We start from the raw sequence: 21,510 nt of genomic DNA, 5'->3' as shown, positions 1-21,510 counted from the left end.
CCGAAAGGGCCGTAGATGCCTGCTGTCTCGAAGCGCATGTCCGTCAAGCGCGTCATGGTCGTTCCCGCAGCACTGGCTGCATTGAGCCTGGTTGCCACTGCATGCGGTAGCAAGGCGAGCGACACCACCACCGCCGAGGGCGGCGGAGGCTCGTCCACCTCGTGTGTGGACACCTCCGGTGACACCATCAAGGTCGGCTCGCTCAACTCCCTGTCCGGCACGATGGCGATCAGCGAAGTGACAGTGCGTGATTCGATCGCACTGGCCGTCGAGCAGATCAATGCGGCAGGCGGCGTCAACGGAAAGCAGATCGAGGTCGTCGCAGAGGACGGCGCATCCGAGCCGACCGTGTTCGCCGAGAAGGCCGAGAAGCTGATCAGCAGCGATTGTGTCGCAGCCGTTTTCGGTGGCTGGACGTCATCGTCACGTAAGGCGATGCTGCCGGTGTTCGAGGACAACGACGCGCTCCTCTACTACCCCGTGCAGTACGAGGGCCTCGAGGCGTCGAAGAACATCTTCTACACCGGAGCCACCACCAACCAGCAGATCATCCCGGCCCTGGACTATCTGAAGGAGAAGGGCGTCAAGTCCCTCTACCTGGTGGGCAGCGACTACGTGTTCCCGCAGACGGCCAACCGCGAGATCAAGGCGTATGCGGCCGCCAACGGTATCGAGATCAAAGGCGAGGATTACACCCCGCTCGGTTCGACGGACTTCTCCACCATCGTCAACAAGGTGCGCTCCGCCGACGCCGATGCCGTGTTCAACACGCTCAACGGTGATTCCAACGTCGCATTCTTCCGCGAGTACACCAACGCCGGCCTCAAAGCTGCTGACATGCCGGTCATCTCGGTGTCCATTGCCGAGGAAGAAGTGGCGGGCATCGGAGCCGCGAACATCGCGGGCCAGCTGACTGCCTGGAACTACTACCAGACCGTCGACAGCCCGGAGAACACCAAGTTCGTCGCCGACTACAAGGCGAAGTACGGCGCAGACAAGCCCACCTCGGACCCGATGGAAGCCGCGTACACCTCGGTCTACCTGTGGAAGAACACCGTCGAGAAGGCAAATTCGTTCGCGGTGGCCGACATTCAGGCCGCAGCCGACGGTGTCAGCTTCGCCGCTCCCGAGGGCGAGGTCGTCATCGACGGCGACAACCACCACATCTCCAAGACCGCCCGCATCGGTGAGATCCGGCCCGACGGCCTGATCTACACGGTGTGGGAGTCCCCCGAGGCCATTGCTCCCGACCCGTTCCTCGAGACCTACGACTGGGCCTCCGACCTCAACTGACCACCACCCATGTGAGTGGAACTTCGTAGCCTGCTACGAAGTTCCACTCACATGCTCCGAAGGAGCTCCCCCATGGACGTCGTGATCGGACAGTTGTTCACCGGCCTGTCGATCGGATCCATTCTCTTGCTCGCCGCCCTCGGGCTCTCACTGACGTTCGGTCAGATGGGCGTCATCAACATGGCACACGGCGAGTTCATCATGGCCGGCTCGTACACGGCCTACGTTGTGCAACAGATCGTCTCGACCGGCGGTGCCTCACTGTTCATCTCGCTGATCGTCGGATTCCTCGTCGGCGGCGCAATGGGTGTGCTGCTCGAGGTGACGCTGATCCAGCGCATGTACCACCGCCCACTGGACACCCTGCTCGTCACGTTCGGCGTCGGGCTCATCCTGCAGCAGCTCGCTCGCGACATCTTCGGTGCCCCGGCGGTCAACGTCGTCTCCCCGGAATGGCTGAGCGGCGGCGTCGACATCCTCGGTGCGGTGGTGCCGAAGACCCGAATCTTCATCCTGGTGCTGGCGGTCGTCGCCGTTGTCGCACTGTCGATCGCATTGAAGAAGACCGCAATGGGTCGACGCATCCGCGCGGTGGTGCAGAACCGCGATCTCGCGGAGACCTCGGGCATCTCGAGCCGCAGGACCGACATCTCGACGTTCTTCCTCGGATCCGGTTTGGCGGGTGTCGCGGGCGTGGCACTGACTCTGATCGGATCCACGAGTTCCACTGTGGGACAGAGCTATCTGATCGACGCCTTCCTGGTGGTCGTCGTCGGTGGACTCGGCCAGATCAAGGGCGCGGTGATCGCCGCCTTCGCCCTCGGAATCCTCAACTCGTTCATCGAATACAGCACCACGGCCTCGATCGCCAAGGTCATCGTGTTCGTACTCATCGTGATCTTCCTGCAGGCCCGCCCGCAGGGCTTGTTCGCCGTCAAGACAAGGAGCCTGGTATGAGCGAGTTCATCGCCAAGCGCGGCGCTCTGCTGGGTTTCGCGCTCGCCGCAATCCTGTTGTTCGCTGTGGCGCCCGCCGTCCTCAGCGACTTCCGGTTGAATCTGCTGGGCAAGTTCATCTGCTACGCAATTGTGGCTGTCGGTATCGGATTGGCCTGGGGCCGAGGCGGAATGCTCACCCTCGGCCAGGGCGTCTTCTTCGGCATCGGTGCCTACATCATGGCCATGCATCTGAAGATCTCCGACGCCGATCTGCGGGGCGACGCGGTACCGGACTTCATGTCCATCGCCGGAATCCGTGAATTGCCCTCGTACTGGCTACCGTTCACCTCGCCCATCACGACGATTCTGGGCATCCTGTTCGTGCCGGCGCTGGTGGCGCTGGTGCTCGGCCTCGGCGTGTTCAAGCGTCGCGTCAAGGGCGCGTACTTCGCGATCCTCAGTCAGGCACTGGCCGCCGCCTTCGCGATCCTGCTCATCGGACAGCAGACCACCGGTGGATCCAACGGGCTCAACAGGTTCCGCACGTTCTTCGGGTTCAACCTCAACGACCCCGCCAACAAGCAGATGCTGTTCTTCATCGCTGCCGGCGTACTACTCGTCGTCGTCGCCATCACGCGCCAGCTGATGTACTCGCGCTACGGCGAACTACTGGTGGCCGTCCGCGATCAGGAAGAGCGAGTGCGCTTCCTCGGCTACGACCCTGCGAATGTGAAGATCGTCGCGTACGTCGCCGCAGCGTTCTTCGCCGGTCTCGCCGGTGCGCTGTTCGTCCCGATCGTCGGCATCATCTCCCCCAACGACGTCGGCATCGTTCCGTCCATCGCGTTTCTCATCGGGGTCGCCATCGGCGGCCGCACCACTCTGCTCGGCCCGGTTCTCGGCGCGCTCGGAGTCGCGTGGGCGCAGACCACGCTGTCCGAGCAGTTCCCGTCCGGTTGGACGTACGCGCAGGGTCTGCTGTTCGTCGTGGTCGTCGGATTCTTCCCCGCCGGCATCGCCGGACTCTTCGCACTGCGCAAGCGAAAGAAAGAGCCCGAATCGGTCCCGGAGGCCAGCGCGGAACCAGAGAAAGAGCTCGCACGATGATCCACGTCGAAGGCCCGCAACCCACGTTCGGCGGCAACGCCGGCATGTCCAGTCAGTACCTCGAAGTCCGTGCTCTGACAGTCAGTTTCGACGGCTTCAAGGCCAACACCAACGTCGATCTGACGCTGATGCAGGGCGATCTTCGCTTCCTCATCGGCCCGAATGGAGCCGGCAAGACCACGCTGATCGACGCCATCACCGGCCTCGTTCCGGCCACCGGCTCGGTCACCAAGTCGGGAGTGGAACTGCTGGGCAAGAAGGTGCATCAGATCGCCAGGCTCGGGATCGGTCGAACCTTCCAGACCGCCAGCATCTTCGAGAATCTGACGGTGCTGCAGAACCTGGACATCGCCGCCGGATCCGGACGATCCGTGCTGACGATGTTGCGCCGTCGGGCATCGGTTCTGCCGCAGATCGAGGAGGCCCTCGAGACGATCGGTCTGACGGCCCAGAGAGACAAGGCCGCAGGAATTCTGGCGCACGGCCAGAAGCAGTGGCTCGAGATCGGAATGTTGTTGGTGCAGAACGCCGATGTGCTTCTGCTCGACGAGCCGGTCGCCGGCATGAGCCACGAGGAACGTGAGGAGACGGGCCAGCTGCTGCAACGCATCGGCGGTGAACGGACCGTGGTGGTGGTGGAGCACGACATGGACTTCATGCGGATGTTCGCGACCTCGGTGACAGTGCTGGCGGCCGGACGCGTTCTGGCCGAGGGCACCGTGGCCGAGGTGCAGGCCGATCCGAAGGTTCAGCAGGTCTATCTCGGCACCGCCGCGGCGGGCGAGGAACTCGAGCACATCGCAGAAGAGGGAGCCGATCATGCTTGAACTGGTCGACGTCAGAACAGGTTACGGCCGCAGCGAGGTCGTTCACGGTGCGTCGCTGACGGTTCCGGTCGACGGTGTCGCGGCGGTGATGGGCCACAACGGTGCGGGCAAGACGACGCTGCTGCGCGCGGCGGTCGGGCTGTTGAAAGTGAACTCGGGCAAGGTCATGTTCGACGGTGAGGACGTCAGCGCGTTGCGTCCCAGCGCCCGCGTCGCCCGGGGCCTCGCCTACGTGCCACAGGGCCAGCAGTCGTTCGGTCAGTTGACGACAGCGGAGAACCTGCAGGTGGTGGCCGACGGGCGCAAGCGCGGCAAGGCACTGATCGACGAGGCACTCGACCTCTTTCCGGCGCTGAAGGAACTGCTGAATCGCAGAGCCGGGCTACTGTCCGGCGGCCAGCGCCAACAGCTCGCCATCGCAAGAGCCTTGATAACCGAACCGCGGATGCTGATTCTCGACGAGCCGACCGAGGGCATTCAGCCGTCGGTCGTCGCCGAGATCGAACGCACCATCCTCGAGCTCACTCGCCGCGGCGGTCTCGGAGTGCTGTTGGTGGAACAGCACATCGGCTTCGCATTGGAATCTGCCCAGAGGTATTACATCCTCGAGGCCGGCCGGATCACGTCCACCGGTGTGGGCGGATCCGATTCCGAGGCCGACGTGCGCGCAGCCATGGCGATCTGAACGGATACATCGTGCCGCGCAAGGACCTTCGAGAGAAGGTCTATTCGTCACTGCGCCGGGATCTGATCTCCGGTGCGATCGGCTCCACGGAACGGCTCGGCGAGGAGCGTCTCGCCGAGCTGTACGGCGTCTCGCGCACTCCTGTGCGGGAGGCGCTGGCACGTCTGCAAGCCGACGGTCTGGTCGTGCGCGACGAGGCCGGTCTGCATCCCTATCGTCCCCGGCTCGGGGACCTACCGGATCTGTACGAGCTGCGGTCGACTCTCGAATCCCGCGGGATCACTCGCTCGACACCGCAGTCCTTCGATCGGGCTGCCTTGTCGGCGTTGGCGGTGACGTGGGCCGGGTTGCGTGCACATCCACCGGAGACCACCGACGACATGGTCGCCATGGACGAGCAGTTCCATGTCGCACTGTCGGCCGCGTCGGGCAATGCAGCTCTGACCGAGGCCCTGTGCGCCGTCAACGCCAAGGTGCGCCCCGTGCGCATTCTCGGTGGTCTCGACGCCTCGGCCGTGGTCTCGGCAATCGATCAGCATCTCGCGATCGTCGAGCACCTGCTGGCCGGGCAACTGAACGCGGCGCTGGAAATACTTGTCGCTCATATCGATTCGTCGCGCGACCGAGTGGTCGATCGCGCACGGCAGGCCACAGCACTGGCGGGTGCCGTCCGACTCTGACGCGTCAGTTGGCATCCGACAGGAGTGGAGCCTGCGGAACGACCAAACTAGTCCGACAGGAGTGGAGCCTGCGGAACGACCCAACTAGCCAGCCGACAGAATACGATCGATGTCGTCGAGCACGGTCTGCCCGCCCTTCGGGCCCACTCCGGTGATCCAGTAGGACAGGTCCACCGCATGCGGGTTGGGCAGTGCCGCAGCGTTGGCGGTGATCGACGCCGGGATTGCGGCGGGGTCCGACGGGTTGTCGGCGGTGACGACGATCAGGTCCGCTGCCGCCTGAGCCGCGAGCTCGGGCGAGAGGTCGACCGAGATCTCGTCGGCCCATTCCGGCCGCGGCGGGGTGGTGAATCCCGCGCATTCGAGCGTGCTTCCGGCGAACGACGACGGCCCGTACAGGGTCAGCTCACCACTGCGCGGCCTGATCAGTTGCGCTGTCTTCCCGGCGGTGTCGTGCTTTTCGGCAATGTCGGCGCACCGGTCGTCGTATGCGGTGAGCAGTTCCTCCGCCTTCGCTTCTTTGCCGAGAACGCGTCCGACGAACCGAACACTCTCGCGCCACGGATCGGACTGAGAGGCGATGAACACTGTCGGCGCGATGGCGGAGAGTTGGTCGTAGTATTGCGCGTGCCGAGTCTCCGTCCCGAGAATGAGGTCGGGTTGCGCGGCCGCGATGTCCTCGATCGTCGGCTCGGCGACCGTGCCCACGGTCGCGATGTCGGCCGCTTCCGTACCGAGATAGGCCGGTACGCCAGCGGTTTCGCTGAGCACCGCCGTGCCGACGGGCACGATGCCGAGCGCGACCGTGGTGTCGAGTTCCACCGGTTCGAGGGTGACGACGCGCAGAGGATTGTCGGGAACGTCGATCGAGCCCCGAACGGTCTCGACCGTTCGGGTCGCTTCGCCGGCGGAACCGTCGGAGGTATCTCCCGACGAACATGCCGTCGCTCCTGCAGTCACCGCGAGCGCGGTGATGGCCAGCGCGGTGACGCGGTGCCTGAACTTCGTCACGTGATCGAACCTCCGGGTAGAACAATGCGGGACACAAGGCAGGTTAGCCTAGCCTCCAGATGGTCCCGCACCGCGTCCCGGGACGGTGGAGCTACCGGCCGGTAAGGTGTGATCGTGACCACTCCACGCATTCCGTCCGGTACCGCCCGCACGCTCGGCCCCGTCAACTGGCTCATCTGCAAGGTCATCGCCAAGGGCGCGGGAGTCCCCGATCCCCACCTGTTCACCACTCTCGGTCGAACCGGTGGCCTGTACCGGGCGTGGCTGTTCTACAGCGGCCACCTGATGCCGGGCGGAAAGATCTCCCGCAAAGAATCGGAGATGGTGATTCTCCGAGTGGCGCACCTGCGCGAATCGGCATACGAGATGGACCACCACATCCGGCTGGGCCGTCGAGCCGGCATCGACCGAGACCTACTCGAGCTGATCATGACCGGCCCGGACGCCCCTGGGCTGTCGACTCGCTACCGCACCATCCTCACTGCAGTCGACGAGCTGATCGAGACCAAGACGCTCACCGACGCCACGTGGTCCGAACTCGCGACCCAGTTCGACGAACGCCGCCTCATCGAATTCGTCTTGCTGGTCACCCAATACGATGGTTTGGCAACCACATTGGGCACCCTCCGCGTCGAACGCGACTACGGCGACCGGCCGCCACGACGATGAACGAGACACCCGAGACTGCACTGCGCCGCGCTCTGGCGATGATCGAACCGGAGTCGGTCCGCACGAGCGCCCGGATCGACGGCGGCTACGTCGAACTCATGGGCGACGTCAAAGCACCCAATCCCACAATGGCCAGCCGAGCGATGAACAACCGCGGTGTCGCGGCGATCTACGAGAACATCTGGCGTCCGTTCGGAGTGTCGATGATGGGAATCGGTGGCCTGCCCATGTCGGTCGAGCGAGCCAAGGCCGTCGCCGACCTGCGATTGCGCGGACCACAGCGGATTCTCGACGTGGCCTGCGGCCCTGGCAACTTCACCGAGTTCCTGTCCGAGCAGCTGACCGGAGACGGTATCGCCGTCGGCTTCGACATCTCCGAGGCCATGATCGCTCGCGCAGTCCGCGACAATCGGGGACCGCGTGCGGCGTACGTTCGCGGCGATGCGGCCGAACTCCCGTACGCCGACGAGACATTCGACGCCGTATGCTGCTATGCCGCACTGTATCTCGTGCCCCACCCACTGCAGGTGGTCGACGAGCTCATCCGCGTGCTTCGCCCGGGTGGACGCATCGCCATCATGACCAGCTGTGAACTGGGCCTGGCACCGCTGCGTACCGTCGTAGGCCTGGGATCTGCCGCCGTCGGTGTACGCATGTTCCCGAAAGGCCAGTTCACCGAGATGTTCGCTGCTGCGGGCATGACCGACATCGAGCAGGATGTCCGCGGTCTCGCCCAATTCGTCAGCGCCACCAAGACTTAGGCACCGATCAGCTCTTCGGACCGTAGTCGTCGACGATCCAACGCCCGTCGTGCTCCGACACGGTCACCGACAGGATGTTGGCCACCGAACCGCCGTCGGGAGTCTGCACATTTCGGGTCTGCTGCTCGGCATACACCGAGATCTTGTAGACCCCGTCGGACTCGGAATCGACCGCAGCCGACAGCGCTTCACCGGTGGCGACCACCTGTGATTCGCTCATGATGGCGGTCAACGCGTCCCTCACCCCGTCGTAGCGGTCCTGCAGAGGTTGCGCCGCTCCGTCCTTGACACCGGCGAAGAATGCGTCGAGGTCGTTGTAGTCGTAGGTCAGCGAGCGGCTCGTGTAGTCCATGGCCGTGTTCGATGCGATCCGACGATCGGTCTCGAGCTGACGCTGGGAGTTCAGCTCAGCGGCAGCGGAGTACCAGAGGTAGCCGAACACCGCCGAGACGACGACCGCGAGTGCCGCCACGACGACCGCCGCCACCGTGGCTCTCGACCGTCCGGATGCAGGCGGGGCAGGACTGTCGGCGACCTCCGGAACTGCAGTGGCCTCCGAAACTGCAGTGGCCTCCGAAACTGCAGTGGCCTCCGAAACTTGGGCGGGTGCGGTGTCGGTCATCGGGTGTCTCCAATGTCGGTCGGGAAGGGTCGGTCGGGAAGGGTCGGTCGGAAATGGTCGGGAGAAATGGTCAGGGGAAGAGCTCAATTGGGGATCGTCACGACGACGCGTGCTGGCCCGCCCTGCGGGAAGGTGCCACCGAGCAAGTCGATGATCTTTCCCGCATCCACGCGAAGCGGCTTTATCGGAGCGGTGTACGGCTTCAACAGAGTTGCGATCAGAGCGAGATCAGGAGACGTCGGAGTGAGGTAACTGTCGATCTTGGTGATGAGCGGACCGATCGGGTCCTGCCACACGTCCGAGGCGACGTAGGAGTACTGCTCGAAGGCCTGGAGCAGGCCCGAGACGCCCTCACCGGTCGATCCGACCCACGGCCCCGCGTCGCTGAGCACCGGCCCGTATCCGTAGGCCTTCCGGCCGAGCTGTTGAGCGTTGTCGTACAGGTGCTGAATTTCGGCGCGTTTGTCGTGCAGCGTCAGCGCCAGGAGCCGGAACGTCGAGACGAGAGTGTCGATGTCGGGATCTCGCTCCTCGACGGCGCGCGATGCAGTATCGGCCAGACCACCGAGCGCGGCGGTATCGAGCTGTGCAACAAGAGCATCGACTTTCTCGAGAGTGTCACTGACCGTCGCCGACACGTTCGTACGATCGATGTCGATCACCGAACCGTCGTGCAGGTACGGACCGCCGGGGTGTCGTGGACGGATGTCGAGGTACTGCTCCCCCGCCGCCGAGAGATTGGCCACCACGACGTCGGAGTCGGCCGGGATGTCGTGGACCGCGTCGAGCGCCACGGTGACGTCCAGACCGTCGGAGGTGACAGCGATGTTCTCGACCTTGCCCACCTGCATGCCGCGCGAGGTCACCTGCGAAGTGTCCATCAACCCACCCGAGGAGGCGAGTCGCACTGTGACGGTGTTGTATTCGCGTCGTGGGTCCAGGTCGAGAACACCGATGGTCATGTATCCGACTCCTGTGACGGTCAACAGCAGCAGACCCACGAGTGAGAACACGGTCGATCTGGTCATCGCACGATGCCTATCGATCGCAGCACGCCGATCATCTCGTCCGCACGCGCACCTGGATCGTTCGGTCCCGATACCGACGCGATCCGAATGTTCGGAGTTGCGGAGAAGAACGGAACGAGTCGGTCACGCAACAGCGCATCGACTTTCGCGACGTTCATCGGCACGGTGGTGTCGGCTCGGGACACCGTCATGATCGCCGGCAGGATGATGCCGATGGCTCCGCCGAGTTCCTCGTAAGGCGGGCCGAGCACATCACCCACGTGCTGAGACATGTACCCCAACGCGAAGATCAGGTTCACGACGGAGAACAACACCTCCGACAATCCCTCCGCTCGCGACGGACCGAGATCGAGCACGCGGGTCAGTCCCGACTCCTGGGCGACGAGGGTGTTCGAGACCCCCTCTGCCGCAGCCAGAATGCGATCGATGTCTGCGGTGTTGGCTCCGAGATCGGAGATGGCCGCCCGTGCCGCAGTGTTGACGCGGTCGAACACCAGCGGATCCTGCGGCACTGCGGCGTTGACGTTGTTCACTGCCTCCTGCAGTTCGACGACATGACCACCGGTGACCACATTCGACAACCCGCGCAGGACGTCTTCGACGTTGTCTGCGGGAACGGTGTGGTCGAGCGGAATGACATCTCCGTCGCTCAGCACCGCGTTGCTCGACGGGTCCGTCGGTGGTTGCAGCGAAATGTAGATCTCACCCAGGATCGTGCTCTGTCGCAGTTCTGCAACGGTGTCTCGGGGTAGCGAAACGTTGGCTGCGAGATCCACTGTGGCGATGGCTCTGTCGTCGACGAGCGTGACGTGGTCGAGCACTCCGGCTTGCACACCGTCGACGATGACCTTCGCTTTCGTGGGCAGATTCAGCACGCTGGCGAATTCGATGTCGACGGTGTATTCGTCCCCCTCGACGTAGCTGCCGGGGATGGGGAGATCGGCAGGGTTCGCACTGCATCCCGCACTGCATCCGGCGATCGACACCACCGATACGAGCATCAACGCCGCGGCTCTCGTCGTCCTGCTCATCGCCATCCCGCCGATCCCAGAATCAATTGCACCAGGCCGACTTCGATGACGTCGCCGCGCTGCTGATCCGCGGAGCAGGTGGGCCGATACTTGTTGATCAACGCGCAGATCTCGTTCGGTGACGCTGTCGCGATCTCGAATTGCGGTGGGTGGTAGGTCAATCGGCCGGCCCGCAAGTCCTCGTCGTACATCGTGACGAGTGCGTCGCTGACGGCGGGAACTTGTTCCAGGATGTCCTTGATGTCCCCGACGCGGCCGAGCCCGACATCGACGATGGGAATCAACTGATCGAGGAATCCGTAGATCTTGTCGCCGTACTTGTCGAGCTGGCGGGCGAGCACGGGTATGAGCTCGACTGCCAATCCCACGGCACCCGTGAATTCTGTCGTGAATTCCGTCAGCGTGATCATGCCCGCCTTCAGATTGTCGAGCAGCTTCGCCACAGCGGGCCAGTTCACGGCGAACACATCGACGAGCTTGTCGATGTTGTCGATCAGTCGACGCACGGTGGCGTCGCGGTCGTTCGGCTCCCCGGCCAGAACCGACAACTGTGCGATTGCCGAATTGATCTGTGGACCGGACCCGTTCACGGAAACGTCGATCGAACGTAGCGCGTTACCCAGGATCTCCTTGCGGTTGCCGTTCTCGTCGGCCGGCCCGAGCAGATCGGTTGCGAGCGCGGACACCGCATCGAACGTCTCGCTCACCCCTAACGGGGTTCTGGTGCGTTCGAGGGGGATGCACTCACCCCGATCGAAGGTCGGCCCGTCGACGTACGGCTCGGTGAACTCGACGTGTCGATCGGTGACGATGGACGAGGACATCGTCACCGCCCCGATGTCGGCAGGCAACTCCACGTTCTCGTCGACGTCCATCGTCACCAGCACTCCGTCGGGCACGCTGTTGTCGCTGGAAATGGACGTCACGGTTCCCACGTCGACGCCGAGCATCTTCACCGAGTTGCCCTCGTAGAGGCCGACAGTGTCGGTGAATTCGGCACAGACACCGGAGGTTCGGGTGGCAACGTCCACGACCCCACTGGCCGATGCGAGCGTGGCGGCCAGCGCGACGATCGCTACGAGCGAGCTACCGACGACGACCGACCGCGAGAATTTTCTGCGCATCAGCATGCCGTGCCCGGAAGTGGAATACACACGGCGGCACCGCGCACGACGCTCTGCGACCGATCGATCACGGGACCGTCCTGGTTTCCGTTCGCCACCAATGTCGAAATCTGGTCCGATGCCGTCTCGAGCTGCGTCAGTGCGGAATCGAAGTTGCCGAACTGCGCAAACGCCTTCTGCACTATCTCCTCGAGTTGTACCACCGCCGGTTCCACTCCGTCCTCGTATGCCGTCAACGGACGGTGGAACAGCTCGAACAACCGCTTCAACAGATCGAACGCGCTCACCACATCGGTTCGCTTGTCGCCGAAGCCTTTCGTCAGCGTTCCGAGCTGGTGTACCAGCTCGTCCAGCATCAGCTGATCGGACGAGAGTGCCGCGGTGTACTCGTCGGACACAGCCAGGCCGCGCTCGAGTTGTTCGGAGCGTTGCGCGATCAGGTCGGTCAGCTGGGTGAGGTTGTCGACCACTCGACGCGTCGACTCGGGTTGCACCGTGAGGGCCTTGTCGACCTCCGCGACGGTCGCGCGGAGCGTGGCACCGTCGACGTCCCTGATCAACGGTGTCGCTCGTTCGAGAGTGTTGGACAGATCGAACGGAGTCTCGGTGCGCTCCACCGGAATCGCCGTCCCACCCAACGGCCGATCACCGGTGGGATCGAGCTCGACATACTTGCCGCCGATGGGCGTCAGCAGGTGCACCGAGACGCTGGAGGTATCGCCGACGAAGACGTCCCGGTCGACTCCGAACGTCACATCCACGTGGTCGCCGGCCAGAGCGACCGTCCGGACGCTCCCGACGCCTATTCCGGCGACTCTGATCTCGTCGCCGGACGTCAGGCCCCCGGACGTACCGAAATGCGCCGTGTACGTCTTCTCGCCCAGCGGCACCGCGTACACGGCACCGGCCGTGAGCAACGATGCTCCGGTGACGGCCACGCCGACCACACCCCACAACAGATGACGGCGGTTCTCCGATTGCTCGTCGCGCACGCCCTTGCGTACCGGAGTACGACGCCGGACCTGTTTGCTCGTCATCGGCACACCACCAGCTTCTGATTGCCGAGAACGATCTGTCCGATCCCCGGAATGTCCTGTTGCCCTCGGCTACACGTGTAGTTCTGACCGGGTCCCGGTATTCGTTGATTCAGCGATGTGAGCAGTGACGGCGCGAGCGCCAGCAACTCGGTCACCTGGTCGGTCTGGGGGATCAACCGGCGAAGTGCGCCGTCGACCGGTGCGTAACCGCCGTCGTAGGCGTCTCGAAGTTGCTCGGCCAGACCGACGAGTGGGGTCAGGCCGTAGTTGGCCTGGTCGAGGGACGACAACACGTGCTCCATCTCGGTGCTGAGCCGCGAGACCAGCGACGTCAATTGCTCCACGAGGTCGGCCACCGACGCGGACTTGCCGCCGATGGTCTGCGAGATCCGGCCGAGGTTGTCGATGAGCAGCGCGATGATCGCCTCACGCTGCTCGGCGAAGGTGGTGATCGAGTCGATGTCCCTCAGAACGGGCGCGATACCGCTGCCGTCGCCCTGCACCATACGAAGTATGTTCTCCGCGAACAGGTTCAGCTGATCTGTGTCGAGGGTGTCGAAGATCGGCCGGAACCCGTCGAACAATTCGGTGATGTCGAAGGAGGGCACGGTGTTGTCGAGGGGAATGGTCGATCCTGCAGGCATGACGTCTCCTGGTTCGGAACCGTCCTGCATCAACTCGACGTAACGCTGGCCGAGCAGGTTCTGGTAGCGGACCGCTGCGTGCGTCGTGTCGTAGACAGCACGATTGCTCTCGACACCGAACGTGACCCTCGCTGTGGTGCCGTCGAGTTCGACCGAATCCACCTTGCCGATCTGCACACCGGACATCCGGACGTCGTCGCCCTCGTACAGGCCCGACACGTCGTCGAACGTGGCTGCGTATGTCGATATCGGTCCGGAGACCGGGGTTCGGAGCGCCGTCACCACGACATAGCCGCACACCATGATCGCCACCGTGAACGCCAGCAGTTTGACGGCGGTTCCACCGACCTTCGTCACTGTCCGGCCTCGTTTCGATAGGCCGCCACCGAGCCGGCGAGATTCGGCATGGTCGAGAGGATGACGTCCAGCTGGAGCTGTGGGGCTCCGTCGACCAGAGGAAACGCATCGGAGATGCCGTCGAGCACAACAGGAATGCGGTCGTACGCCGGAGCCAGAGTGCCCAGTGACGCGGTGACAGGTACCAGCAGGTCCAGGACGGTGGACAACAGCGTCGTCAGATTCGGATTGTTCGTCTCGAGCATCGCTCCGAGCGGGTAGAGGAGTTCGTTGCTCAGACCGTCGATCGCGTCGAGTGTGCGTCGACGGTTGTCCAGGGGCTCGTAGTAGGCGCTGTTGTCCACCACGCCCACCACCAGATCCAGCAGTGGAGGAATCAGGTCGTCGAGTCCCTGGCCCAGTTCACCGCCGCGATGCAGTTTCAGTGACAGTGGATCGATCTGATTCTCGGCGAGCAGTCGAGCAGTATCGAAGTAGGGCTTCAGGTTTCCCGATACGTCCGAGGACACGCGGGCGAGGAGATCTCGCAACCGGTCGACCTGATCGGAGTCGAGCACCTCGGTGAGCGCTGCTACGCGCCTGAACACGCTGGTGACAGTCACATTGGCAGAATCGGGAGCGATGACGAGGGTCGAGTTCTCCGGCAGCGCCGAGCCGGTGCCGTCGGACAGCAGTTCGATGGCGGTCGAGCCGAAGATGTTCGAGGACGTGAACCGCGCCTCGGTGGTGTCTGTCAAATCGGTCGATTGCGCTGTGTCGATGGACAGTTCGAGTCGCTGACGGCCGAAGCCGAGAGTCTCGACCTGCTCCACCGAGCCGATCGCCAATCCGCGGAATTTCACTTCCGCACCGGCGGTGAGGCCGTCACCGACGGTGGCCGCATCGACGGTCAGAGCGAAGGTGGAGTCGAAGTAGCCGCGGGCGTAGGCAGTGAGCAGCACAGCGACTACGGCGATGAGCGCCACCACCGCAATTCCCCTCGCCCGCAGGGTCGCAGGGCCGGCCGACCTGCCCGACAAGTCCTCGAAAACTGCCATCACTACCCCGAAATCCTTATGCCGGAATCGAATCCCCACAGCACGATCGTCAGGATCATGTCCAGTACCACCACCGCGATCAGACTCGCCCGAATCGCCCGCCCCGACGCACGACCGACACCTTCGGGGCCACCGGAGGCGTAGTAGCCCTGGTAGCCGTGGATCACGATGACGGTGATGACGAAGATCGTCGCCTTGAGCAGCGACCACAGCACGTCCACCGGCTGGAGAAACGCACTGAAATAGTGGTCGTACGTGCCGGCGGACTGGCCGTTGAACACGTTGACGATCACTTGGCACGAGAGATAACTGAGAATCAACGTCAACAGATACAGCGGCACGATGGTGACGATGCCGGCGATCACGCGAGTGGTGACGACGAACGGGATCGACCGAATGCCCTGAGCCTCGAGAGCGTCGATCTCCTCGGAGATCCGCATCGCCCCGATCTCGGCGGTCATCCGGCAACCGGCCTGCGCGGCAAAGCCGATGGCCGCCACCATCGGAGCGAGTTCCCTGGTGCTGGCATAGGCGGAGACGAAGCCGGTGAGCGGCTCCATGCCGACCATGCCGAGACTGTTGAAACCTTCGATTCCGATCGAGGCACCGAGCGCGACGCCCAGCACGATCAATACCGAGACAGTGCCACCGCCGACAACGAGAGCCCCACTGCCCCACGTGATGTCGCTGAGAATGAGCAGCATCTGCCGGCGGTAGGTGCGAACGGTGTGCGGAATCGCGGCGAGCACGTGCACGCAGAAGGTCAGTTGATGGCCGAGCGAGCGCAGCAACACACCAGGACCTCGAACCACACGTCGTGTGTAGCGAACCGCTGTTCGGGTGCCGTGAGGACTGTGACGGGACGGTGTTGTCATCGGCGGATCTATCCGATTCTCTGCGGCATGAACATGACGACGAGCTGCGTGATGACCACGTTGACCGTCGACGCCGCGATCACGCCGATGACGACCGTGGCGTTGACCGCGTTTGCCACTCCGCGCGGACCGTCGACGGCGGAAAAGCCACGCTGACAGGCCACCACGACGACTATGACCCCGAATATCTCGGCCTTGATCAGCGCCACCACGAGGTCTCCGACGGACGCGAAGGAGCCGAACGACGAGAGGTAACTGCCCGGAGTCCCACCCTGGAAGCCGACATCGATCACATAGCCGGCGGTGATTCCCATGAAGATGATGAGGATGCACAGCAACGGTGCGACGAACAGAATCGCGGCCAGTCGCGGCACCACCAGGCGTCGCACCGGATCTATGCCCATCGTCTCCAGAGCGTCGATCTCGTCTCGAATGGTGCGGGCTCCAAGGTCAGCAGCGATGGCCGAACCGGCTGCGCCGCCGAGGAGCAGCGCGGCAACGATGGGTGCGCCCTGCCGAATGACGCCGAGTCCGCCTGCGGCTCCGGCGATGGAGGTTGCACCGACCTGGTCGGTGAGCGAGCCGACCTGAACGGAGACGATCACACCGAAGGGAACGGACACCAGAATCGCCGGAACTGCCGTGACGGTGACGACGAACCAGGCTTGTTCTATCGACTCGCGCCAGGGATGACGAAGTCGCGCGATGTCGCCGAACAGATATGTGAACGCGTCGAGCGCGAGTTCGAGCGCCTGTCCGAACGTGCGAAACCCGGTGGACACCCGTGATCGCGGTACACCGGGGACAGCCGAACGAGTCGCCAACGCCGCTCACCCCCACCCCTGGAATGCGAGACGCCCCCGCTGACTCGCCGCTCACACCGAACCCCTCGGTGCGTCGCTGAGGAAATTAGCAGCTGCGAACGAACCGAGTTGACGTTTTCCTCAGTCGAGGGCATATGAGTTTTCACAAGATCGGCGAACTCGCGCCGTGACGAAGATCGAACCAGCGCAAAGCATTACTGATACTTTGAGAAACAGACCGATCAGACTGGGAGCAACACAGTGACACACGCACCGGACCGTACTCGTATCGAATTTCCCGATATCTCTTCTCGCACTTGGGAACACCCTTCGGACCGAGCAGCCTTGGTCACTCTTCGGACCCTCAAGGGCTTCGACACGGTGCTGCGAACGCTGTCCGGACTGTTGCGGGAGAGACAGCATCGCCTGATGTACTTGGCCACCGCGGTGCGCGTCGACGAACGCCAGTTCAAGGATCTGAACGATCTTCGAGCCGATTGTGTGCAGATTCTCGGCGCGGAGGAAACTCCGGAGCTGTTCGTGGTTCAGTCGCCGATGGTCAATGCGTTCACCATCGGAATGGATCGCCCGTTCATCGTCCTGACCACCGGCATGCTCGACATCATGACCTACGAGGAACAGCGATTCGTCGTCGGCCACGAACTGGGCCACGCCCTGTCCGGCCATGCGGTGTACCGCACCGTTCTCATGCACCTGATGCGCCTCGCCGGCACGGTCGGCTGGGTTCCGGTGGGCGGCTGGGCCTTGCGCGCGGTCATCGCGGGACTGATGGAGTGGCAGCGTAAATCCGAATTGTCCGGCGACAGAGCAGGTTTGCTGTGCGGACAGGACGTACACACCGCGATCAGCGTGCAGCTCAAGTTGGCGGGCGGCGCACGTATCAGCGAAATCGACGTCGACGCCTTCCTCGCTCAGGCCGCCGAGTACGAGGCCAGTGGAGATCTGCGCGACGGCGTGCTCAAGCTGCTCAATCTCGAACTCCTCTCGCACCCGTTCTCGGTGCTGCGTGCTGCGGAGCTGAAGAAGTGGGTCGACACCGGCGAGTACGCGGCGGTCCTTCGCGGCGACTACCCACGCCGGTCCACCGACCACGAGGCCAAGGTGTCGGAGGAGTTCCGTAACGCGGCCCGCACGTACAAGAACAACTTCGACACGTCGGAGGACCCGCTGATCAAGACGGTCCGCGACATCGGCAGCGGCTTCACCGGTGCTGTGGACGCCGTCGGCAACGGAATCGGCGACGTGGCGTCGGATATCAAGGGTCGCTTCGATCACTGGCGGAAGTCGTAGCCTGCACAACGACGACGAACGGCGGCGACCACCGAAGTGGTCGCCGCCGTTCGTCGTTCTACGGCTGAGATCAGAAGTTGATCATGTGGCCTGCGAGGCCGTGGATCGCTTCCTGCAGTGCCTCCGACAGTGTCGGGTGCGTGTGCACGTTGCGGGCCAGCTCGTTGACCGTCAGGTCCCACTTCTGGGCCAGGGTCAGTTCCGGCAGCAGCTCCGAGACATCCGGTCCGATGAGGTGGCCACCGAGCAGCTCGCCGTGCTCGGTGTCGGCGATGAGCTTGACGAAGCCCGTCGCGTCGCCGAGGCCGTGCGCCTTGCCATTGGCGGCGAACGGGAAGTTCGCGACCTTGATGTCGGATCCACGGGCCTGCGCTTCTTCGCGGGCCTGGTCCTCGGTCAGACCGAAGCTGGCGACCTGCGGCTGGCAGAACGTCGCGCGCGGCATCATCCGGTAATCGTCGATCGGCAATGTCTCTGCGCCGCCGATGGTTTCGGCAGCGACGACTGCCTGCGCCTCCGCCACGTGGGCGAGCTGGAGCTTGGCGGTGACGTCGCCGATGGCGTAGATGTGCGGAACGTTGGTCTGCATCGTGTTCGTGATGCCGATGGCACCGCGATCGGTGAGCTCGACGCCGGTCTTCTCGAGGCCGAATCCTTCGACGCGGGGAGCGAATCCGACGGACTGCATCACCTTGTCGACGGTGAAGGTCTCGCTCTCACCGGACTTGTTGTGCTTGATCTCGACGGTGACCTTGGAGCCGTCGTCGTCGATGCTCTGCACACCTGCGCCGGTGATGACCTTGACGCCGAGCTTCTTGTACTGCTTCTCGATCTCCTTCGAGACGTCCTTGTCCTCGTTGGGGAGCGCGCGATCGAGGAACTCGACGATGGTGACGTCGACTCCGTAGTTCTTCAGGACGTACCCGAATTCCATACCGATGGCGCCCGCGCCGACGATGAGGATCGAGCCCGGCAGATCCTTGGTCATGATCTGCTCTTCGTACGTGACGACGTTCTCGCTGAGCTCGGTTCCCGGGAGCAGCTTGGTGGTGCTGCCGGTCGCAATGATCGCGTTGTCGAACGTGATCGTCTCGGTGCCACCCTTGGTCAGTTCGACCTCGATGGTGTTGGCATCGGTGAACGTGCCCTGACCGTCGTACTCGGGGATCTTGTTCTTCTTCATCAAGAAGTGAATGCCCTTGACGCGTCCGTCGGCAACCTTGCGGCTGCGGTCGAACGCCGCGCCGAAGTCGAAGGACGCTTCACCCGAGATACCGAACAGCTTCGCCTCTTTGGTGAAGAGGTGCGCCAGCTCGGCGTTACGGAGAAGGGCCTTGGAGGGGATGCAGCCGACGTTCAGGCACACACCGCCCCAGTACTTCTTCTCGATGATGGCAGTGCTGAGTCCGAGTTGTGCCGCGCGGATAGCAGCGACGTACCCACCGGGACCGGCTCCGAGGACAACGACGTCATAGTGTGAGGTCACGAGTCCCCAGCGTAGTCGTGCCCTCCGACACTGTCTCGACCTGGTCTTCGTTACCAGCGGGTAGCCTCGCACGCGTCGTGCACTCGACCGCACGTGTGCTGCTAGAACTGTGCCATGGCTTTCTCGGACGACCCGTACCTCTGGCTCGAAGACGTCACCGGCGACGACGCACTCGCGTGGGTGCGCGAGAAGAACGAGGTGACGATCGAGGCGCTGGCAGGAGAGCGTTTCGACGCCACCGTGGCGGGTGTACGCGAAATTCTCGACACCGATGCGCGGATCCCGTACGCACGCAGGCGCGGGCAGTTCCTCTACAACTTCTGGCGCGACGCCGAGCACATCCGCGGGGTGTGGCGACGCACCACGATGGACGAGTACCGCAAGGACGAACCCGCGTGGGACGTTCTGCTCGATCTCGATGCCCTGGCCGCCGACGAGGGCGAGAACTGGGTGTGGGGCGGTGCCCAGGTGCTGCGCCCCGACCAGCTGCGCGCCTTGGTCACACTGTCCCGCGGCGGTGCCGACGCGACGGTGGTACGCGAATTCGATCTCGACTCCCGCACGTTCCGCGCTGCGGAGGACGGCGGTTTCGCGCTGCCCGAGGCCAAGACCGACATCGGCTGGATCGACGCCGACACCGTGTTCGTCGGCACCGATTTCGGGGACGGTTCACTGACCCAGTCCGGCTACCCGCGGATCACCAAGCGGTGGCGACGCGGCACCGCGCTCGCCGACGCGGAGACCGTCTACGAGGGCGAATCCCAGGACATCTCGATCTCCGCATGGCACGACCGCACGCCCGGGTTCGAGCGTGACTTCGTGCAGCGGTCCACCGACTTCTACAACTCCGAGACCTACGTGCTCGACGGTACGGCGGTGACCCGCATTCCGACGCCGACGGACGCATCGACCTCGGTCCACGAGAACTGGCTGCTGGTTCGGACGATGACCGAGTGGACCTTCGACGGTGTCACCCATCCGGCGGGCGCTCTGCTCGCGGCCGACTTCGACGAATTCATGAGCGGCACAGCATCTCTGACGGTTCTGTTCACTCCCGACGAGCACACATCCCTGCATCAGTACGCCTGGACCGAGAACCACCTGCTGCTGGTGACGCTGCAGGATGTCCGCACTCGCCTGCGTGTGCTCACCCCTCGTGCGCGTTCTGCGTACCTGGAGGGGCGCAAAACGCGCACGACGGAGTGGGACACGACCACCGTCGACGGGCTGTCGGAGTTGGCCTCGACCGAGATCATCGGCACGGACGCCGAAGAGAACGGGGACGAATTCTTCCTCACCTCCTCGGGTTACCTCACCCCGGCGACGCTGCTGGTCGGCACGGTCGGCGGCGCGCTCGAGGTACTCAAGCAGGCTCCCGCTTTCTTCGACGCGGACGGCATGACAGTGCAGCAGTTCTTCGCGCGGTCGGACGACGGCACCGCGATCCCCTACTTCGTCGTCCGACGCGGCGACGCAGGACCCGGCCCGACTCTGTTGTACGGCTACGGCGGCTTCGAGATCTCGATGACGCCCGGCTACAGCGGCGCGATGGGTCGAACCTGGCTCGAGCGAGGAGGCACCTACGTCGTCGCCAACGTCCGTGGCGGCGGCGAGTACGGACCGTCCTGGCACACCCAGGTGTTGCGGGCGGGCCGGCATCTCGTGCACGAGGACTTCGCCGCGGTCGCCCGCGATCTGGTGGCCCGAGGGATCACCACCGCCGATCGCTTGGCCGCCCAGGGCGGCAGCAACGGTGGCCTGCTGATGGGCATCATGGTCACGAAGTACCCGGAACTGTTCGGGGCGTTGGTATGTCAGGTCCCGCTACTGGACATGAAGCGGTACCACCTGTTGCTCGCGGGAGCGTCCTGGGTGGCCGAGTACGGCAACCCCGACGACCCCGCCGAATGGGAGTTCATCTCGCAGTACTCCCCGTACCAGAACGTCGTGGCCGCGTCCGAGCGGAAGTACCCACCGATACTCATCGCCACGTCCACCCGAGACGATCGAGTCCATCCCGGACACGCCCGCAAGATGGCTGCTCTCCTGGCCGAGCTCGGCCAGGACGTGAGCTACTACGAGAACATCGAGGGCGGCCACGGCGGCGCGTCGGACAATGCTCAGCTGGCCTTCAAGACCGCACTGACGTACGAGTTTCTGTGGCGGCACCTCGAGAGCCGGTGA

21 protein-coding genes are annotated in these 21,510 nt (G+C 63.9%); 10 read left to right on the top strand and 11 right to left on the bottom strand.

All coding sequences use genetic code 11. The features are described from left to right. Window positions 1-15: 15 nt before the first annotated feature. From urtA to QM588_RS19865, 6 genes are all read left to right on the top strand, one after another. Window positions 16-1,293, top strand: coding sequence for an urea ABC transporter substrate-binding protein (urtA, locus tag QM588_RS19890; protein WP_032369802.1), 1,278 nt, complete (start codon window positions 16-18; stop codon window positions 1,291-1,293). Between the two features lie 72 nt (window positions 1,294-1,365). Next, window positions 1,366-2,250: an urea ABC transporter permease subunit UrtB gene (gene urtB, locus QM588_RS19885; protein WP_027498414.1), complete on the top strand. Its 885-nt coding sequence runs from the start codon at window positions 1,366-1,368 to the stop codon at window positions 2,248-2,250. Beyond that, window positions 2,247-3,338 (top strand): urea ABC transporter permease subunit UrtC, encoded by a 1,092-nt coding sequence (gene urtC / locus QM588_RS19880; protein ID WP_027498415.1) that lies wholly within the window; start codon window positions 2,247-2,249, stop codon window positions 3,336-3,338. Before urtB ends, urtC begins: the two co-directional genes overlap by 4 nt. After that, window positions 3,335-4,165 carry an urea ABC transporter ATP-binding protein UrtD gene (urtD, locus tag QM588_RS19875; protein WP_283315879.1) on the top strand — a complete coding sequence of 277 codons (831 nt, stop codon included), beginning with the start codon at window positions 3,335-3,337 and terminating at the stop codon, window positions 4,163-4,165. The genes urtC and urtD overlap by 4 nt, the downstream gene beginning before the upstream one ends. Further along, on the top strand, window positions 4,158-4,850 hold the full coding sequence (gene urtE / locus QM588_RS19870) for an urea ABC transporter ATP-binding subunit UrtE (protein WP_283315876.1): 693 nt from the start codon (window positions 4,158-4,160) through the stop codon (window positions 4,848-4,850). The genes urtD and urtE overlap by 8 nt, the downstream gene beginning before the upstream one ends. Window positions 4,851-4,861: 11 nt before the next feature. Further along, the gene (locus tag QM588_RS19865; RefSeq protein ID WP_283315874.1) at window positions 4,862-5,530 is read left to right on the top strand and encodes a GntR family transcriptional regulator; all 669 of its coding nucleotides are present in this window, start codon (window positions 4,862-4,864) and stop codon (window positions 5,528-5,530) included. Window positions 5,531-5,614: 84 nt separating this feature from the next. Here QM588_RS19865 and QM588_RS19860 read toward each other — a convergent pair whose 3' ends face one another. Continuing rightward, the gene (locus QM588_RS19860; protein ID WP_283315872.1) at window positions 5,615-6,541 is read right to left on the bottom strand and encodes an ABC transporter substrate-binding protein; all 927 of its coding nucleotides are present in this window, start codon (window positions 6,539-6,541) and stop codon (window positions 5,615-5,617) included. A 108-nt stretch (window positions 6,542-6,649) separates the two neighbouring features. Between QM588_RS19860 and QM588_RS19855 the strand changes: the two genes are divergently transcribed. Together QM588_RS19855 and QM588_RS19850 are read left to right on the top strand one after the other, a co-directional pair. Next, on the top strand, window positions 6,650-7,210 hold the full coding sequence (locus tag QM588_RS19855; RefSeq protein WP_283315870.1) for a carboxymuconolactone decarboxylase family protein: 561 nt from the start codon (window positions 6,650-6,652) through the stop codon (window positions 7,208-7,210). Next, a complete protein-coding gene (locus tag QM588_RS19850; RefSeq protein ID WP_283315868.1) occupies window positions 7,207-7,971 on the top strand; it encodes a class I SAM-dependent methyltransferase in 765 nt (254 codons plus the stop codon). Before QM588_RS19855 ends, QM588_RS19850 begins: the two co-directional genes overlap by 4 nt. A gap of 7 nt (window positions 7,972-7,978) precedes the next feature. Here QM588_RS19850 and QM588_RS19845 read toward each other — a convergent pair whose 3' ends face one another. From QM588_RS19845 to QM588_RS19805, 9 genes are all read right to left on the bottom strand, one after another. Continuing rightward, a complete protein-coding gene (locus QM588_RS19845) occupies window positions 7,979-8,593 on the bottom strand; it encodes a hypothetical protein (RefSeq protein WP_283315867.1) in 615 nt (204 codons plus the stop codon). An 83-nt stretch (window positions 8,594-8,676) separates the two neighbouring features. Continuing rightward, window positions 8,677-9,621: an MlaD family protein gene (locus tag QM588_RS19840; RefSeq protein ID WP_283315865.1), complete on the bottom strand. Its 945-nt coding sequence runs from the start codon at window positions 9,619-9,621 to the stop codon at window positions 8,677-8,679. Next, window positions 9,618-10,652 carry an MlaD family protein gene (locus QM588_RS19835; protein ID WP_283315862.1) on the bottom strand — a complete coding sequence of 345 codons (1,035 nt, stop codon included), beginning with the start codon at window positions 10,650-10,652 and terminating at the stop codon, window positions 9,618-9,620. The genes QM588_RS19840 and QM588_RS19835 overlap by 4 nt, the downstream gene beginning before the upstream one ends. Then, window positions 10,649-11,806, bottom strand: coding sequence for an MCE family protein (locus QM588_RS19830; protein ID WP_283315860.1), 1,158 nt, complete (start codon window positions 11,804-11,806; stop codon window positions 10,649-10,651). Before QM588_RS19830 ends, QM588_RS19835 begins: the two co-directional genes overlap by 4 nt. Further along, entirely contained in the window at window positions 11,776-12,813 is a 1,038-nt protein-coding gene (locus QM588_RS19825) for an MCE family protein (RefSeq protein ID WP_283315857.1), read from the bottom strand. Before QM588_RS19825 ends, QM588_RS19830 begins: the two co-directional genes overlap by 31 nt. Further along, window positions 12,810-13,814, bottom strand: coding sequence for an MCE family protein (locus tag QM588_RS19820; protein ID WP_283315856.1), 1,005 nt, complete (start codon window positions 13,812-13,814; stop codon window positions 12,810-12,812). Before QM588_RS19820 ends, QM588_RS19825 begins: the two co-directional genes overlap by 4 nt. Next, window positions 13,811-14,851 (bottom strand): MlaD family protein, encoded by a 1,041-nt coding sequence (locus QM588_RS19815; protein WP_283315855.1) that lies wholly within the window; start codon window positions 14,849-14,851, stop codon window positions 13,811-13,813. The genes QM588_RS19820 and QM588_RS19815 overlap by 4 nt, the downstream gene beginning before the upstream one ends. A gap of 2 nt (window positions 14,852-14,853) precedes the next feature. Further along, entirely contained in the window at window positions 14,854-15,726 is an 873-nt protein-coding gene (locus QM588_RS19810) for an MlaE family ABC transporter permease (RefSeq protein WP_283315854.1), read from the bottom strand. An 8-nt stretch (window positions 15,727-15,734) separates the two neighbouring features. Further along, window positions 15,735-16,445, bottom strand: a complete 711-nt coding sequence (locus tag QM588_RS19805) for an ABC transporter permease (RefSeq protein ID WP_442972952.1) — start codon at window positions 16,443-16,445, stop codon at window positions 15,735-15,737. Window positions 16,446-16,790: 345 nt separating this feature from the next. Here QM588_RS19805 and QM588_RS19800 point away from each other — a divergent pair, with 345 nt between their 5' ends. Continuing rightward, on the top strand, window positions 16,791-17,840 hold the full coding sequence (locus QM588_RS19800) for a M48 family metallopeptidase (protein WP_032365161.1): 1,050 nt from the start codon (window positions 16,791-16,793) through the stop codon (window positions 17,838-17,840). 70 nt (window positions 17,841-17,910) lie between these two features. On the opposite strand, the gene lpdA is transcribed toward QM588_RS19800, so the two are convergent. Next, entirely contained in the window at window positions 17,911-19,326 is a 1,416-nt protein-coding gene (lpdA, locus tag QM588_RS19795) for a dihydrolipoyl dehydrogenase (protein WP_283315852.1), read from the bottom strand. A 114-nt stretch (window positions 19,327-19,440) separates the two neighbouring features. Here lpdA and QM588_RS19790 point away from each other — a divergent pair, with 114 nt between their 5' ends. Then, window positions 19,441-21,510: a prolyl oligopeptidase family serine peptidase gene (locus QM588_RS19790; protein WP_283315849.1), complete on the top strand. Its 2,070-nt coding sequence runs from the start codon at window positions 19,441-19,443 to the stop codon at window positions 21,508-21,510.

This window comes from Rhodococcus sp. IEGM 1354 (assembly GCF_030056855.1).
Classification (GTDB): Bacteria; Actinomycetota; Actinomycetes; order Mycobacteriales; family Mycobacteriaceae; genus Rhodococcoides.
The sequence above is the reverse complement of the archived record's forward strand: the minus strand, read 5'-3'. Positions and strand labels throughout refer to the sequence as shown.